Origin of the sequence: Cumulibacter soli (assembly GCF_004382795.1) — a bacterium.
Classification (GTDB): Bacteria; Actinomycetota; Actinomycetes; order Mycobacteriales; family Antricoccaceae; genus Cumulibacter; species Cumulibacter soli.
Window position 1 is genome coordinate 187,220 of record NZ_SMSG01000002.1, and the last position, 15,341, is coordinate 202,560.

14 protein-coding genes are annotated in these 15,341 nt (G+C 63.0%); 6 read left to right on the forward strand and 8 right to left on the reverse strand.

The window, feature by feature from the left end:
* Positions 1 to 57: 57 nt before the first annotated feature.
* A complete protein-coding gene (locus E1H16_RS04705) occupies positions 58 to 681 on the forward strand; it encodes an alpha-ketoglutarate-dependent dioxygenase AlkB (protein ID WP_134322546.1) in 624 nt (207 codons plus the stop codon).
* On the opposite strand, the gene E1H16_RS04710 is transcribed toward E1H16_RS04705, so the two are convergent.
* The 3 genes from E1H16_RS04710 to E1H16_RS04720 all read right to left on the reverse strand — a co-directional run bounded on the left by E1H16_RS04710 (position 649) and on the right by E1H16_RS04720 (position 4,436).
* Positions 649 to 1,380 (reverse strand): TVP38/TMEM64 family protein, encoded by a 732-nt coding sequence (locus E1H16_RS04710; RefSeq protein WP_134322547.1) that lies wholly within the window; start codon positions 1,378 to 1,380, stop codon positions 649 to 651. The genes E1H16_RS04705 and E1H16_RS04710 overlap by 33 nt on opposite strands.
* Positions 1,381 to 1,394: 14 nt before the next feature.
* The gene (lhgO, locus tag E1H16_RS04715; RefSeq protein ID WP_134322548.1) at positions 1,395 to 2,585 is read right to left on the reverse strand and encodes an L-2-hydroxyglutarate oxidase; all 1,191 of its coding nucleotides are present in this window, start codon (positions 2,583 to 2,585) and stop codon (positions 1,395 to 1,397) included.
* 156 nt (positions 2,586 to 2,741) lie between these two features.
* Positions 2,742 to 4,436: an AMP-binding protein gene (locus E1H16_RS04720; protein ID WP_134322549.1), complete on the reverse strand. Its 1,695-nt coding sequence runs from the start codon at positions 4,434 to 4,436 to the stop codon at positions 2,742 to 2,744.
* A gap of 392 nt (positions 4,437 to 4,828) precedes the next feature.
* On the opposite strand from E1H16_RS04720, the gene E1H16_RS04725 reads away from it, so the two are divergent.
* Both E1H16_RS04725 and E1H16_RS04730 read left to right on the forward strand, forming a co-directional pair.
* Positions 4,829 to 6,055 carry a sodium:proton exchanger gene (locus E1H16_RS04725; RefSeq protein ID WP_134322925.1) on the forward strand — a complete coding sequence of 409 codons (1,227 nt, stop codon included), beginning with the start codon at positions 4,829 to 4,831 and terminating at the stop codon, positions 6,053 to 6,055.
* Positions 6,056 to 6,065: 10 nt separating this feature from the next.
* Positions 6,066 to 6,734 carry a metal-dependent transcriptional regulator gene (locus E1H16_RS04730; RefSeq protein WP_134322550.1) on the forward strand — a complete coding sequence of 223 codons (669 nt, stop codon included), beginning with the start codon at positions 6,066 to 6,068 and terminating at the stop codon, positions 6,732 to 6,734.
* A 40-nt stretch (positions 6,735 to 6,774) separates the two neighbouring features.
* Here E1H16_RS04730 and E1H16_RS04735 read toward each other — a convergent pair whose 3' ends face one another.
* The 4 genes from E1H16_RS04735 to E1H16_RS04750 are packed head-to-tail and all read right to left on the reverse strand — an operon-like array spanning position 6,775 to position 11,852.
* On the reverse strand, positions 6,775 to 7,899 hold the full coding sequence (locus E1H16_RS04735; protein WP_134322551.1) for a CaiB/BaiF CoA transferase family protein: 1,125 nt from the start codon (positions 7,897 to 7,899) through the stop codon (positions 6,775 to 6,777).
* Positions 7,880 to 9,637: an ABC transporter permease gene (locus E1H16_RS04740; RefSeq protein ID WP_134322552.1), complete on the reverse strand. Its 1,758-nt coding sequence runs from the start codon at positions 9,635 to 9,637 to the stop codon at positions 7,880 to 7,882. The genes E1H16_RS04735 and E1H16_RS04740 overlap by 20 nt, the downstream gene beginning before the upstream one ends.
* Positions 9,638 to 10,705 (reverse strand): ABC transporter substrate-binding protein, encoded by a 1,068-nt coding sequence (locus E1H16_RS04745; RefSeq protein WP_166741622.1) that lies wholly within the window; start codon positions 10,703 to 10,705, stop codon positions 9,638 to 9,640. It abuts the gene before it with no gap.
* The gene (locus tag E1H16_RS04750) at positions 10,689 to 11,852 is read right to left on the reverse strand and encodes an ABC transporter ATP-binding protein (RefSeq protein WP_166741623.1); all 1,164 of its coding nucleotides are present in this window, start codon (positions 11,850 to 11,852) and stop codon (positions 10,689 to 10,691) included. Before E1H16_RS04750 ends, E1H16_RS04745 begins: the two co-directional genes overlap by 17 nt.
* Before the next feature lie 269 nt (positions 11,853 to 12,121).
* Here E1H16_RS04750 and E1H16_RS04755 point away from each other — a divergent pair, with 269 nt between their 5' ends.
* The 3 genes from E1H16_RS04755 to E1H16_RS04765 all read left to right on the forward strand — a co-directional run bounded on the left by E1H16_RS04755 (position 12,122) and on the right by E1H16_RS04765 (position 14,547).
* Positions 12,122 to 12,844, forward strand: a complete 723-nt coding sequence (locus tag E1H16_RS04755; RefSeq protein WP_134322555.1) for an IclR family transcriptional regulator — start codon at positions 12,122 to 12,124, stop codon at positions 12,842 to 12,844.
* Positions 12,845 to 13,031: 187 nt separating this feature from the next.
* Positions 13,032 to 13,808 (forward strand): enoyl-CoA hydratase/isomerase family protein, encoded by a 777-nt coding sequence (locus E1H16_RS04760; RefSeq protein ID WP_134322556.1) that lies wholly within the window; start codon positions 13,032 to 13,034, stop codon positions 13,806 to 13,808.
* Positions 13,809 to 13,812: 4 nt separating this feature from the next.
* Positions 13,813 to 14,547 (forward strand): SDR family NAD(P)-dependent oxidoreductase, encoded by a 735-nt coding sequence (locus E1H16_RS04765; RefSeq protein ID WP_134322557.1) that lies wholly within the window; start codon positions 13,813 to 13,815, stop codon positions 14,545 to 14,547.
* 68 nt (positions 14,548 to 14,615) lie between these two features.
* Here the strand turns inward: E1H16_RS04765 and E1H16_RS04770 are convergent, their stop codons facing one another.
* Complete coding sequence (locus E1H16_RS04770) at positions 14,616 to 15,329, reverse strand: TIGR00266 family protein (RefSeq protein ID WP_134322558.1); 714 nt, start codon at positions 15,327 to 15,329, stop codon at positions 14,616 to 14,618.
* Between the last annotated feature and the right edge of the window lie 12 nt (positions 15,330 to 15,341).

Consider the following 15,341-nt stretch of genomic DNA (forward strand, 5'->3'; position numbering starts at 1 on the left):
CCTGCACACCCAGACGGATGTTCGAACATTTGTTCGATCTTGTGATAACGTGACGACATGTTGCTGCAAGGATCGTTACTGGACTCCGACGACACTCTCACCTTCGGCTCGTTAACCGCGTTACGGCGTACCGAACTCGCTCACGGCGCGTGGGTCGATCACCTCCCGGCGTGGGCGCAGGGCACGACCGAGCTGTTCGAAGAGTTACTGAGCGCAGTCGACTGGCGCGCCGACAAGCGATTGATGTACGACCGCGTCCTTGAGGTGCCCCGGCTCACTCGGTTCTATCGCGCATCCGAAACACTGCCGCATCCCGCCCTCGAGTGCGCTCGAGACGCGCTCAGCAAGCACTATCAGCCTGAACTCGGTGAACCATTCGTAACCGCTGGGATGTGCCTCTACCGCGATGGGCATGATTCGGTGGCCTGGCACGGCGACCGCGAGGGCCGCTCCAGCACTCAGGACACGATGGTCGCGATCTTGTCGCTCGGCACCCCGCGCACACTTTCGCTACGACCGCGCGGCGGCGGGAGCACCGCACATCGCTTCCAGCTCGGGCACGGCGACCTCGTGGTGATGGGCGGCTCCTGTCAACGCACCTGGGACCACGCCGTCCCAAAAGCCGGTGGACTGCACGGACCACGCATTTCAGTTCAGTTCCGCACCGCCGGCGTGCGTTAGCACCGCATCGGGTGCGCGGTTTCGCCCACGCCGTACTGCCGTCATGATCAGCGCGATGACACTGAGCATGCCGATCGCGCCAAGTGCCACCCAGAACTGCCAGGAGGTGACGTCGCCTCCGCTGGCGCCTACCAGTACGTACGCCGTGGTCGCGGGGATTGACCCAAGCAGCGTTGCCACCGCAAAGAACGTATACCTGATTCGGGTGACGCCGAAGGCGTAGTTCAGCAGGGTAAACGGGAGCACCGGCAGGAGCCGGATGCCTAGCACTGCCAGGAAGTTGCGGTCGACGGCCTCGTCCACCTCGCGCATGTGCGGCCCAACGAGCGGGCGCACGGAACGGCCGATCACGTACCGCCCTAAGAAGAACGAGTACGTGGCACCCAGCGCGCCCGCACACATGCATATCAACACTCCGGGACCAAGGCCCCACAGCGCACCGGCGGCCATCGACAGGATGCTCTTCGGAAACGGGCCGACCGTGACTAGCGAAAACACCAGCACGAAAAATACTGGGCCCCACAGTCCCCACTGTGCGACACCGTCCCGAATTTCGGCGCCGCTGGGGAGGCCGAAAACCAGAACGCAGACGCCCGCGATCGCGAAGCATCCGGCGAAAACACCCAGATGCCACCATGCGCGCCGCGGTACGGCACGTACCCGTCGCAGCGCGACATCGCGTAGGCGAGCGAACCTCACGAACTCACGCCCACTCACGACACCGCTTCGCCGGCGATATGCGCACCGATTTCCAACGCCGCCGTGGCCGCCGGCGACGGCGCGTTCAACACGTGCAGGTTGCGGCCGCGCCGCTGGATCAGGAAGTCGTCGATGATCGTCCCATCGACACCCAGTAACTGCGCGCGTACCCCGGAGGCAGACGGAACGAGGTCCTGCTCGCGCACCGCAGGTACCAGCTCGGCTAGTGAGGCAGCGAAGCGCTTGCGGGACAGCGATCTGCGCACTTCCATGACACCCACGCCAAAGTTGGCGCGCGCCATCCGCCAGAACCCGGCGAACTTCAACGAGTCGACGAGGTCCTTTCGGTGGATCGACTTCCAGTCATATCCCTCACGCGAGAGCGCGAGGACCGCATTCGGTCCGGCATGCACACCGCCACGGGCCATCCGCGTCAAATGCACGCCGAGGAAGGGAAGGTCGGGGTTCGGCACCGGGTAAATAAGTCCGTTGACGAGGTATTCGCGATCAGCGGTGAGTTCGTAGTATTCGCCGCGGAACGGCACCACCCGATATGGCAATGGATCGTCTTCGGAATCGAAGCCTGCGACGCGGTCGGCGTACAGACCCGCGCAGGAGACCACCACGTCGGCAGTGATCGGATCGCTGCCGGTGTGCAGGATGGTCTGCTCTCCGCGGCGTTCGGCACCGATGATTTCCGTCGAGAACCGCACCTGCCCACCGCGCTCGACAATCATCTCGGCGAGTCGTTCGCACACCCCGATGTAGTCGATGATGGCGGTCGATTCGACCCGTAGCGCGCCCACCGCATTCACGTGCGGCTCATACTCACGTGCCTCCTCGACGCTGATCCGCCGCACCGGTACGCCGTTGTCCAGGCCGCGCTGCAGCACGCGTTCCATCGCGGGCAGTTCGCTGTCGTTGGTGGCAACGATCAACTTGCCGGTGCGCTGCAGGCTGATTCCGTTCTCCTCAGCGAACCGCGCCATAGATTCGGCGCCCGCGCGCCCCATCTGCGCCTTCCTGGAGCCGGGCACGTAGTACACGCCGGAGTGGATCACACCCGAGTTGCGTCCGGTCTGATGCGCGGCGACCCGATCTTCCTTCTCCACGACCAGCACGTCCGCGCCGGGGTCGAGTCGGCCGATCTCCCGCGCCGTAGCGAGACCAATTATTCCGGCGCCGATCACCGCATACTTCGTCACGTTCGTCTGTCCTTCCGCCGACCCAGACGAATGTTAGTCGTCGGCGAACGACTCAGGCGCCATCTGTGCACATCGCGGGGGTCATTCGCCTCACTGGCCTCGGGTGAAGCGGCGGAAGTCTGACGATCCGGTACGGGCGCGGTTATCGCGTCGGGATCAGCCCTTGATCTCGGGAAAGTCGTCGTCGCGCCACTCGGTGCTCGGCTTATTGCCGACGATCTCCGTCTCCCGATCACGCAACTCCACCCGGCGGATCTTCCCCGAGATTGTCTTGGGCAGTTCATAGAATTCGATGCGACGTACACGCTGGAACGGCGCTAGCCGTTCGCGCGCATGCTTCAGGATCGCCTTCGCGGTCTCAGCAGAGTCCTCGTATCCCGGCGCCAGCGCAATGTATGCCTTCGGAATTGCCAGGCGTACGTCGTCCGGTGCGGGAACTACCGCGGCCTCGGCAACAGCGGGATGCTCGATCAGCACCGACTCCAGTTCAAATGGACTTACCTTGTAGTCACTGGCCTTGAACACGTCGTCGGTGCGGCCGATGAACGTGACGTACCCGTCCGGCGATATCGACGCGACGTCGCCGGAGTGGTAGAAGCCACCGGCCATCGCTTCGGCGTTCTTCTGCGGATCATCCTGGTATCCACTCATCAGCGACAGCGGAGACTTACTGAGGTCGAGGCAGATCTCACCCTCCCCGGTGGTCTGCTGATTCGAGACCGGGTCGACGATGACCACTGGCACGCCGGGCAGGAACTGCCCCATTGACCCCGGTTTGACTCTCGCGCCCGGTACGTTCCCGACGCTGGCGGTCGTTTCGGTCTGTCCATAGCCATCGCGCAGCGTGAGGCCCCAGGCGGCCTGCACCCGGTCGATCACCTCGGGGTTCAGTGGCTCGCCGGCACCGATGCATTCGCGCAGCTTCCACGGCCCGCCGCTGAGATCAGCGTTGATCAGCATCCGCCAGACCGTGGGCGGAGCGCAGAACGTAGTGACCTGCTCTTCCTCGATCTGCGCCATCAACGCCGTGGCGTCGAATCGCGAATAGTTGTAGACGAAGATGGTCGCCTCAGCGATCCACGGCGCGAAGAAGCATGACCAGGCGTGCTTTCCCCAACCTGGCGAAGAAATGTTCAGGTGTACGTCGCCCGGTCGCACCCCCAGCCAGTACATGGTCGATAGGTGCCCCACCGGATAGGAGACCTGGGTGTGCTCGACGAGCTTGGGGCGGCTCGTGGTGCCGCTGGTGAAATACAACAGGAGCCGACTGTCTGCTGCAGTACGTGGGTGTTCGATCTGTGGGTCGGTGACGTCGTACGCATCGTGGAAGTTCAGCCAGCCCTCGGCGGCCCCGATACAGATCCGGGTGTAGTCACCGGCGACGCCGCTGAGCTTGTCGACGTCGGTGGGATTGGTGATGACGTGTTTGGCATTGCCGCGCTGCATGCGGTCCGCCAGGTCGTCACTGCCAACCGCATTTGTGGTCGGCATGATGACAGCACCGAGCTTGATGATCGCGAGCATCGCATCCCACAATTCGACCTGGTTGCCGAGCATCAGGATGACGGAGTCGCCCTTGCGTACCCCTTGATCGCGTAGCCAGTGCGCTACCTGATCCGATCGGCGGGCCATGTCATCAAAGGAGTACGAAGCGCGGGCTCCGTCCTCCTCAACGAGAATCAGCGCCGGGCGGTCGTTGCCGCGCGCGATGGCGTCGAACCAGTCGACCGCCCAGTTGAACGTGTCAGTGACGTCCGGCCAGCGAAAGTCCCGTACGGCTTCTTCGTAATTGCCGCGCCATGCCAGCAGCTGATCTCGTGCGGCCCGGTACGCCTCGGTTGCTTGCGACATGATGCACACCCTTCACATCTCGGCGGTTGGTTGTGAGGTCGAACATAACCCACCGGTAGCCCGATCACACGCTGGTCTCCGCCTCAGCGCCGCTCCTGAGCGGCCTTCGCTGAGATGCCTGAGTTGTTTGAGGACTCGAACACTCAGTTGTCCGTAGACACACCCGGAGTTGGTGCGGGAACGTCACTGCCCGAAGGGGAGTAGTTCCGCCCGAGAGTGGATTTCTCAGGCGCGCTGCGTCGACATGCTGACCGCCGGTGGAGGCGGTCCGGTGCAGCACCTCACTCGGTGAGGCGAACGAGACCTTCGGCCGGTTGTCGTGGCCGAAGATCTCACGCTTCGGTCGCCGTGAGGTGAGGACGTTCCTTGTGCCATCTGCCCTAGTTAGACGCGTGCTGTTGTGTCTGCTGATCGCGGCGCCCGCAGTATTCATCCGCATCACCGGCGCCCATATCGCCCCGGTTGCTGCGCTGTTCGTCTTCGGCGCATCCGTGGTCGCGGCGGCTTTTCTGCTCGCCTGGGCCGCAGAGGCGGCGCAGAAGGATATCTCGGGCGCGTTGGCGATTGCGCTACTCGCGCTGATCGCCGTACTTCCTGAGTATGCCGTCGATCTCTATTACGCTTTCCGTGCCGGTTCGGAGCCGGAATACACCCATTTCGCCGCGGCGAATATGACCGGTTCGAACCGGCTATTGCTCGGGTTCGGCTGGCCGCTGGTGGTCATCGTGGCGTATCTCGTCGCGCGTCGCCGGCGGCAACAAACTCAGCAGCAGTCGGGGGCGCTGAAATTATCAACGCGCAGCAGGGTCGATATCGGCTTCCTGGCGATCCTCGCCGTCATCGCCTTCCTCATCCCCCTGCTGGGCAGTATCCCGTTGTGGTTCGGCATCGCGCTGATCGCTGTGTTCGCGTTCTACCTGTGGCGTGCCGGCCACACCCACAGCGACGAACCCGACGAGTTCGTCGGAATGCCGGCGGTAATCGCGGCAATGGATGCTGGCCGACGACGCGTCACCGTCATCATGCTGTTCGTCGTGTCCGCGGCGGTCATTGTGTCCTCGGCGGAGCCATTCGCCGAAGCACTGGTGGAATCGGGCTCCGCCCTCGGTATCGACAGTTACTTCCTCGTGCAGTGGCTGGCCCCGCTCGCCTCCGAGGCGCCGGAGTTCATCATCGCAGTGATGTTCGCTCTGCGCGGTATGGGCGCGGCCGCTATCGGCACGCTGATTGCCTCGAAAGTCAATCAGTGGAGTTTGCTCGTCGGCTCGCTGCCGGTGGCATACTGGTTCGGCGGCGGCACCGCGAACCTTCCAATGGACGACCGGCAGGTCGAGGAGTTCGTGTTGACCGCCACCCAGACCCTCCTCGGCGTCGCGATCATCATCGCGCTGCGGTTCGGTTGGCTCTCGGCGCTGGGCTTGGCGTTCCTATTCGGACTGCAATTTCTCATCACCGACACGAGCGGGAGATACCTGCTCAGCCTCGCGCAGGGAGTTCTCGCGATCGGCTACCTCATCGTCCACCGCCGCCATATCCTGCCCACCCTCGCGGCCCCCTTTCGGCGACCTCGCGGGCAGGCACCTAGCGAGCCCGAACCGGTTCAGGCGGGACGCCAGTAACATGAAACCAATGTCCAACCTTGCCGTCACCCGCGTGGTCGAGGACTACGTCACGCTCATCTGGAAGGCTTTCGAGTGGCCAGGTGGCACGCCTACGACGACTGATCTCGCAGCCCAACTCGGCGTGACGCCGTCCACCGTGTCGACGACCTTGAAGAAGCTCGCGCGCGATGGCTTCATCGAGTACGAACCATACGGCGACATCACTCTCACCGAGGCCGGACACGCATTGGCTGTACGGGTCGTACGACGGCACCGGATCCTGGAGACCTACCTCGTCCACGCTTTGGGGATGCCCTGGGACGAGGTCCACCACGAAGCTGATCACCTCGAGCACGCCATTTCCGACGCGGTGCTTCAGCGGATGGACGATGCCCTCGGCAATCCCACCCACGACCCGCACGGCGACCCCATCCCTGATGCACGAGGAGTCGTGCGGATCAGCCACGACGAATCATTGGCGGACGCCTCGCCTCCAGCGACGTTTCAAGTCACTCGGGTCTCGGATCGGTCCTCCGACCTGCTGCGTTATCTGCAGTCTCTGGGCATCAACGTAGGTGCTCGCTTGCGCGTGGACGAGGTGAATGCGGCTGCCGACGCCATCCGGCTTTCGATCGACGGCGCTCGGGTGCAGTTGAGCCTCTCCAGCGCGGCCGCTATTCGTGTGCGGCCGCTTTAACTCGGATTACTGTTAGGCGAGGAACCTCTCCGCGCGCTGCTCACGCCTGCTGCGGGGGCATTCGTGGCGGAACCGACTGACTGCGGCTCATGGTGATCGAGTTACGCAGCACGTTGGCGCTCCCGGCGCCCGGGCGATCGATGTGTGCCAACATGCCCAGGTGCTGAACCTGAGGGTCGGCGAAGACCTCGTCCATGGCCAGCACCGGCCCACACGGCACCCCGACCTCATTGAGCTTCTCGATCCAGTACGCCCGAGGTTGCTCGGCGAATAGGCTATCGAGCAGGTCATTCAACTCGTCGCGGTGCGCGTAGCGCTGCTTCGACGTCGCGAATCGCGGATCATCCGCACGAACGCGCGGACCGAGCAGATCGCACAGTCGGCCGAAGAGACGATCACCCATCGCCGCGACGTTCAGATGGCCGTCAGCGGCGGTATACGTGCCCATCGGCGCCACTGTCGGGTGGTGGTTGCCTTCTGTCGTCGGAACCTCGCCATCGACGGTCCATCGCGCCGCTTGGAAATCCAAGAATGCGAGCATCGCTTCGATCAATGAGACCTGTACCCACTGCCCCTTACCGGATCGCGCACGCTCGTGTACGGCGATCAGCAGGCCGATCGCCAACTGGTGCCCGGCGGCAAGATCGGAGACCGCGATACCTGCCCGTACCGGGCCCGCACCCGGCGGACCGGTGATACTCATCAACCCGCCCATCCCCTGGATGATCTGATCGACGGCGCCTCGCTCCGAGTATGGGCCGTGCTGCCCATATCCGGAGATGCTCCCGTAGATCAACCGTGGATTGCGCGCCGAGAGCGTTTCGTAGTCGACACCCAGCCGGAACTTCACCGGGGCGCGGTTGTTCTCGACGACGATGTCAGCAGCGTCGGTCAGTTCGTACAGACGCGCTCGATCGCCTTCATCCTTGAGGTCGAGTTCCATCAGTGACTTGGAGCGATGCAGGTTGAGATAGTCCGCCGAAGCCCTGTCCCCCAGCCCGCCGCCGCTACCGGCTGGAGGCTCGATTCGAATAACGTGGGCGCCCCAATCTGCTAGGTACCGCACCGCCGTCGGGCCCGCCCGGGCCACGGTGAGGTCGATGACCACCAGATCATCCAGCGGCCCACTGGCCCTCCCGGCTATGTCAGACGGATGTGCTGGCATGGTCCACCTTCCTGCTTGTCGGTGCGCGCTCGGACGCGACACGATCTTCTACGTCGCCGATAGTGGCACGCGCTGCCCTACGCGCGTTGACGCGACCAAGCCAACTCAGTAGCGGGACGACGCCCATCGCCGCGATGCTCACCACGAGCAGCAGGATCGACAGTGCCGCAACTTCCTGATACAAGGAAGCCGCCGCGAGGCTCATGATGATGACCGCGATGACGTTGTTCTGTCCATTGAACAAGAAGATGGAGCTGTCTAGGTCACGGAATTGCAGAATGAAGGTCAGGACGCCCACGACCAGGATCGGCCCACGAAGCAGCGGCATCGTCACTCGGCGGAACGTAGTCAACCACCCGGCGCCTAAGCTGCGGGCCGCGTCTTCCAACGACCGATCAACCTGCATCAAACCGGCGTGCAGGTAGGTAAACGCCAACGGCAGATTTCCTACGATATAGGCGATCAACAAAATCCATAGCGTTCCGGCAAGGTTCGCGAAGCCTGCGCCGTACGCGATGATCAACGCGATGCCCAACACCGAGCCGGGGAACGCGAGCGGTAGCAGCATCACCGGCGCAATCGTGAGCGACGCCCGCGATTTCTGCCGCTCGACAAGCCACGCCCCGAGCATTGCGATCGCGATTGCCAGCACTGCCGCGCCCAGCGAGAGCAAGAAACTGTTACGGAACGCGTCGATGATCTGTTGCTGGCCAAGAATCGACTCGAAGTTGCCGGTGAGGGTGAAGTTGTCGGCACCGATCGGATTGCCCATGGTTTCCCGGAATGCGGTGAGCAGCAATATCCCGAACGGCAGGACGACGGTGACTGCAACAACGCCGAGCCCCAGAATCGCTGCCGGAATCCGCCACTTGCCCAGGCGAATCAGCGAACGTTGTCCCGGCTTCCCGCTGATAATGGAGAAACTCCGGCCACCAAAGCGGACGCGCTGTAGGTAGATGAGGACCCCTAGCACGATAATCGTCGGTATGCCGAGTACTGCGGCCATCTCAATGCGCGGCGGGAAGGTCGTGAGCTTGAGCATCGCCGTGGCGATGTTGTCGAACCGACTAGGCCCGCCAAGCAACTGCGCGGGGCCGTAGGCGACGAACGAGACCGTAAACACGAGGATGCATCCGGCGTAGATCGCCGGCATGATCAGCGGGACCGTGATCTTGCGGAACACCGTCCACCGGCCCGCTCCCAAACTCGCGGCTGCGTGCTCGAGCGGAACCTCGATATTGTCGAGCGCCGCAGCCGTGGGGAGCAGGATCAGCGGAAACATCACCACTGCCATGCAGAACACGATCCCCCACGGCGACATGATGTTTATCGGGCCGGTATCGAGGCCGAACCATTCCTGGAAGGGCTGATTGAGCAGGCCTGTTCGCGGTGAGAGCAGCAGGATCCACCCCAGCACTGCCACGAAGTTGGGGATGATAAACGTCATCAGCGATGCGCCGCGCACGAGCCGTTTGAACGGCATGTCGGTACGCGCGATGAGGAACGCCAACGGCACCGCGAAGACTAGGCACAGGCCCGTCGTGGCCAGCGCTGTCCATAGTGAGTTCCACGCAGCGATGAGCAACGACGGCTCGGCGAGGATCTGGCTGTAGTTTCCTAGCCCGAAGGAACCGTCCTCCTGCCGAAAACTCAGCCGTACCAGCCCGAATGTCGGGTAGAGAACGAGCGCGATCCCTGCTATCGCCCAGATCCCAAACGCGATAAAGCGTGAGCGCATCTAGCCCAGCGCCTCGTCGAAGTTGGCGATGACCTCGTCACGCGTCGCGAGCAAATCGGGAACGTCGACGGTCACGATGGTGAGATCCTCCAATGGAGGTACGCCATCCGGCGCCGGGGAATCCTTCAGGACCGGGCGGTAACCCTCGTCCTTGATTTGATCCTGGTATGCAGAACACAGGATCCATTGCGCAAACACCAGCCCGGCGTTCGGATGCGGGGCATCGGCGAGCACGCCAATCTCACCCGTCGTGGCCGGCACTCCTTCTTCGGGATAGATCATCTTCAACGGTTCGCCTCCGCTGGCGGCGCGCATGACCTCGGATTCGATTCCGGGCACCGCGAAGTCGGCCTCTCCGGTGAGAATCAACTGGTTGAGCGTCAGCGAACTGTCGGTGATGGTGGTATCGGCACCCGCGAACGTCGCGAGGTACTCATCGCCCATCGTCTGCGTAATTCCGTATGTCGCGGCCAACGCCGAGCCCGATGAAGCAGGGTTCCCGAAAGCCACGATGCGCCCGTCGAGATCGCCGGATAGCGCGTCCCAGGTTTCAGGCACCGATCCCTCCAACAGTGTCTCGTTGTACTGGATACCAAACAGGAGCAGCGAGTTCGGATATGAGTAGCGGTTCGGATCCTTGAGGCCGTCAACGAAGTCATCGGCGTTGGGTACCTCGAACTCCTCGAGGACACCTTCATCGGTCCATTTGATGAATCCGCTCGGTTCGGCCAATCCGACGACGTCGGCCGGCACCGTGCCAGCTTCCAGGGAGGTGTCCACCTGCTGGATGAGGTCACCGGTGGGCTGTCTGTTTACCGACACCTCAATACCTGTCGCGGCATTGAATTTCTGCGAAATTCGCTGCAGTTGATCATCCGCGGACGGGGAAAAGTAGACGACCTGCCCCTCCTCGGTCGCCTTGTCCAGCACCTCCTGATCAATCCCACACTCGCTCGCAAGGTCGATACTCCCACCCCCGCCTTCGTCGCTCCCGCATGCCGTGAGCCACGGCAAGGACAACGCGGGGAGCACGGCTGCAACTATCTTCCGGCTACGCAACTTGGTCATTGGGTACTCCTTGCTCAGCTGATTCAACTTGTTCGTTCTCCAGACCGCAGCACGATCCGGCATGCACATCCACGACCACGCGATCTCCCGGACGTAAGGTGGCGGGCCCCGGTACTACGGCACGGAAATCTCCTAAGCCATCGATTCGCCGCAGCAGGTATTCGGTGGCCTCGCCGAGGTACATCGCCTCGTCAACCACCGCGTACTCTTCGCCTTCGGCGGCTAACTTGACCGACACGCCACCTGGACGCACCGACACCCTGATCGGTCCGGGGGGACTCCCCTGCGGCACGTAAGCACGCACGACGCAGCCGAATACCGAGACCATTCCCAGAGCCTCGCCGACCATCTCGTGCAACTCACCATCGACCAGGTTGGTCGCGCCAAGAGCCTTGGCGACGAATCCATTGCGTGGTTGGGCGTAGAGGTCCGCCGGACGGCCGAGTTGCTCGATCCGTCCCTCTCGCATCACTGCGATTCGGTCGGCAAGCGACAACGCCTCGGTCTGATCGTGCGTTACGTACACCATGATCCGCGAGGACTCCGTGTGTAGGCGGCGAATCTCGCGCCGCATCTCCTCGCGAAGCTGCGTATCGAGATTGCTCAGTGGCTCATCAAGGAGCAACACGCGAGGCCGGGTGATCAGCGCGCGGGCCAACGAGACGCGTTGCTGCTGCCCGCCGGAAAGTTCGTGCGGATAGCGATCGATCAACGGACCTAGCTGCACGCTATCGAGCGCATCCTTGACTTGGCGCTGAATGGCTTTACGACTGGCATGCAGCCGAGGACCGAAGCCGACATTGTCGGCCACCGTCATATGCGGCCACAGCGCATAGTTCTGGAATACGACGGCCATATTGCGCTTTTCGGCAGGAACGAACCGATCCGCCGATGCGAGCGCACGGTCGTCAAGTTCAATCGACCCGGCGTCTGGCCGCTCGAAGCCGGCGATCAGTCGCAAGGTGGTCGTCTTGCCACATCCGCTGGGGCCCAACAGGACTAAGGACTCGTCAGATGCCAATTCCAGGTTGATGTCGGTGAGGGCTTGGTAGTCACCAAACGTCTTGCTCAGCCCGGTGAGAGTGAGGGACCCGGCGTCCTGGTGGGGGTTGCTTCGTGCAAATTTTCGGCGAGTCGATGACGACATAGGCATGGATCTCCAGACCGCGCGATGCGCGCGAAGTGTTTCGTCTCACGGAACGCTCGTTTCGCTTTGTGCCAGAGTGGCAGCACGCCCGCAAGCGTGTCAAGAGTCACGTCGGACCCTTTTTCAACGACGTCCAGCCTTGGGCGCGCACCACCACCGAGGCGCCGCAACCGCGATCGGCACGGCCAAGGTCGCCGTACCGGCACGTCGGCATCCTGGGGCGGGATACGCTGATTTCCCTATCTCTCGTTGCTCACTAGGGAGCTTTAGTGCGTAGCTTGCAAGTCGCGTTCGCCGTGTTGGAAGAGATCGCCGAGGCCCAGGTAATCGGCGTATCCGAGCTTGCCCGTCGGTTGGATCTGCCCAAGGCAACGGTTCAACGTTCGTTGCAGGCGCTCGCCGACGTCCGGTACGTCGTACGTGCAGACAATGCGCAGTGGCAGCTCAGCGCGCGAGTGCTCGGCTTAGCCAGCCAGATGAAGTACCACGACAACCTCGCCAGAGCCGCGCGACCAGCGATGAAGGACCTCTGCGACGAGGTGAACGAGACGATCCACCTCACGGTCCGCGAGGATCGGTGGGTCGTCCTGGTCAGCTTGGTCGAGCCGACCCGACCGGTGCGGACCACCGCGCACATCAGCAGTATGCAGTTGGCGCACGCGACTGCGACGGGCAAGGCCATGTTGGCCGCGCTGTCGGATGAGGACGTGCGCGAACTGCTCGGCACCGGGCTCGAGACACCCACCGAGCGCACCATCGCCACGATCCCAGCCCTACTCAAAGCGCTCGCCCAGATACGTCAGCGCGGCTACGCGATCAATGACCGCGAATACCAGATCGACACCGCGTCGATTGCGGCTCCGATCCGAGATGCGAGCGGACGTACGGTCGCCGCCATGAGTATTTCCTCGCCGGCCACTCGGCTCAAGCGCAACCTCTGGAAGCCGTACGGCGAGGCTGTCGCCCGCGCGGCCTCCCGGGTGCAGATCTAACCGATCGCGAAACTTGACAGGTCATCCCCGCTTTTGCTTGGCTCACTCCGTGAAATGAAACATGAGTTCCGTATAACGGAACATCGCGGGTGGCGTGGGATTCGAGTTCCTGTGTCACCAACAGATGTGACACCAACGAGCGGACACTCTGGTGCCCGCGTGAACCAGAGTCACGGTGAGGAACGACATGACAGCAACCCTTGAGTTGGATCGCCCCAAACCCGGCGTAGCGGTGATCACTTTCGCCAATCCACCGAGAAACCAAATGAGCGCCGACGCGCTCGTCGCCTTCCACGACATCCTCGATGAATTGGAGAAGGACCTACAGGTCCGCTGCCTGGTCATCACCGGCACCGGATCTTCCTGGTGCGCCGGCGCAGACTTGCGCGAAGAGCGTGGCCAAACGCCAGAGCAACTAAAGGCGCACGCTGATTCCAGGGCCTCCTTCGGGACCTTGATCGGCCGGCTCGAAACCATCCGCTTTCCGGTTATTGCTGCGATCAACGGATACACGATCGGCGGTGGCATGGAGCTGGCACTCGCGTGCGACATCCGCGTCGGGTGCGAGGACGCCGTTTTCGTGTGTGCCGGAGTCAACGTCGGACTCATCGCGAGTTGGTATCGGCTACCTCGGGCCATCGGCCTCGGACCTGCCAAGCACATGCTGCTGACCGGGGACAAGTTTGACGCCGATTGGGCGTTACGCAACGGCCTCATCACCGCGCTCTACGGCGCCTCCTCGTTGCTGGATGAGTCTGTCAAGCTCGCCGACCGGATCGCGACTCGGGCTCCGCTTTCGGTGGAGGCGACGAAGGAGTGCTCGGCTCAAGCGTTCGAACTCTCCAGCGAGAGCGCCGCCGCGCTACACACGGAGAAGTTCCTCATCATGGCCGCCAGCGCGGACCACCGCGAAGCGGTCGCATCCTTCTTCGAGAAGCGTCCTGCAACATTCCTGAGGAAGTGAACAGATGCAACTCGGATTGACCGGAGCAGCAGCGCTGGTAACCGGAGCCAGCACGGGGATAGGCCGGGCGATCGCGCAGCAACTCGTCGAATCCGGCGCGCGAGTCGTGGTCTCCAGTCGTCGCTCGCCCGCGATACCCGTGGACGGCGCTCACGCGGAGTTTCTCGGCGACTTCGCGACACCGTCGTGGGCCGATGAACTCGTCACTCGCGCCACGCAATCACTCGGTGGCCTGGATATCGTCGCGCATTGTGCCGGCGGGGCGGTAAACGGAAGCTTCGATGCCCTCGACGCACCGGCGTGGCGCGACGGACTGGATCTCAATCTGCTCAGCGCCGTCGATCTGGTCCGCGCAGCCACACCACACCTGCGCGCCAGTCGCGGCCGAGTCCTGCTGTTGGGCGCCGTCAGTGGATCGGAGCCACGGGCGCACCACAGCATTTCAAATGTCGCAAAAGCGGGGATCGCTGCGTTGGGCAAGTCGCTGAGCCGCGATTTGGCACCCGACGGAATCATCGTCAATGTAATCGCGCCTGGCCGGATCCGGAGCGCCCAGGTAGATCGCGGATACCCGACCGAGCAAAGTCGCCGCGATTTCGCCGAATCCCAGATCCCGCTACAGCGCTTCGGCGAAGCTGACGAAGTTGCCAGCCTTGCGGCCTATCTCGTGTCGCCGCTGAACACCTACGTCACCGGACAGGTGATCGACGTCGATGGCGGTATGTCGCTGAGCTACTAGACATGGTGTAACTGAACGAAAGTTGGGCTCCGGAGGTATCCTCCGGAGCCCAACTCTTGCTGTGGTGATTAGCGGAAGATTCCGCCGAGTCCGCCCTGCGGGTTATTGCCCGGAGCGAGCGAGGCTGCCCACTGCGCGAACGCCGATGGGTTGCGGGTCTGTAGGTAGATCCGCCCGGGGCCGGCGAAGTCGAACACGAATCCCTCACCGGACTTCATCGACTGTATCGTGCGGCCTTCGACAGCGCGCCGCATCCGGAACTGGATATTCAGGTCGTAAGCGACGACGTGACCGGTATCGACGACGATCTGCTCGCCCGGGGCAAGATCGACCACGTCGATCGCGCCGAACACGCTGACGACCGCGGTGCCCTGCCCATGGCATCGGATACCGAAACCGCCCTCACCGCCGAACAGGTTCGCCATCCCGCCCCACTTGGTCTCGATCTCGGTGCCGTACGAGTTCGCGATCCAGTTTCCGCGAGCGAGATAGAACGGCCGGTCGGGCTGAATGTCGATCGGCATGATGTCACCGGGCAGCACGCCGGTGACATCGACCCAGCCACCCTGCTGCGGCGCGGTGTACGTGGTGGTGAAGAACGATTCGCCGGCCAGCACCGAGCGCTTGATCCCCTGCATCACGCCGCCGGCTGACTTCGATTCGATGTGCATTCCTGGGCTGTGCATTGCCATCGCACCGCTTTCGACCCGCACGGGCTCGTTGGGTGCGAGCGAAAGCCTCGCTATTGCGAACGAAGGATTATGACGCAGATTCACCTGCATGATCGAACTCCA

Excerpts from the sequence above, each read along its gene's own strand:
- E1H16_RS04705 (WP_134322546.1), top strand. The coding sequence starts at position 58 with ATGTTGCTGCAAGGATCGTTACTGGACTCCGACGACACTCTCACCTTC.
- E1H16_RS04720 (WP_134322549.1), bottom strand. The coding sequence starts at position 4,436 with ATGTCGCAAGCAACCGAGGCGTACCGGGCCGCACGAGATCAGCTGCTG.
- E1H16_RS04730 (WP_134322550.1), top strand. The coding sequence starts at position 6,066 with ATGTCCAACCTTGCCGTCACCCGCGTGGTCGAGGACTACGTCACGCTC.
- E1H16_RS04735 (WP_134322551.1), bottom strand. The coding sequence starts at position 7,899 with ATGCCAGCACATCCGTCTGACATAGCCGGGAGGGCCAGTGGGCCGCTG.
- E1H16_RS04740 (WP_134322552.1), bottom strand. The coding sequence starts at position 9,637 with ATGCGCTCACGCTTTATCGCGTTTGGGATCTGGGCGATAGCAGGGATC.
- E1H16_RS04745 (WP_166741622.1), bottom strand. The coding sequence starts at position 10,705 with ATGACCAAGTTGCGTAGCCGGAAGATAGTTGCAGCCGTGCTCCCCGCG.
- E1H16_RS04750 (WP_166741623.1), bottom strand. The coding sequence starts at position 11,852 with ATGTCGTCATCGACTCGCCGAAAATTTGCACGAAGCAACCCCCACCAG.
- E1H16_RS04760 (WP_134322556.1), top strand. The coding sequence starts at position 13,032 with ATGACAGCAACCCTTGAGTTGGATCGCCCCAAACCCGGCGTAGCGGTG.
- E1H16_RS04765 (WP_134322557.1), top strand. The coding sequence starts at position 13,813 with ATGCAACTCGGATTGACCGGAGCAGCAGCGCTGGTAACCGGAGCCAGC.
- E1H16_RS04770 (WP_134322558.1), bottom strand. The coding sequence starts at position 15,329 with ATGCAGGTGAATCTGCGTCATAATCCTTCGTTCGCAATAGCGAGGCTT.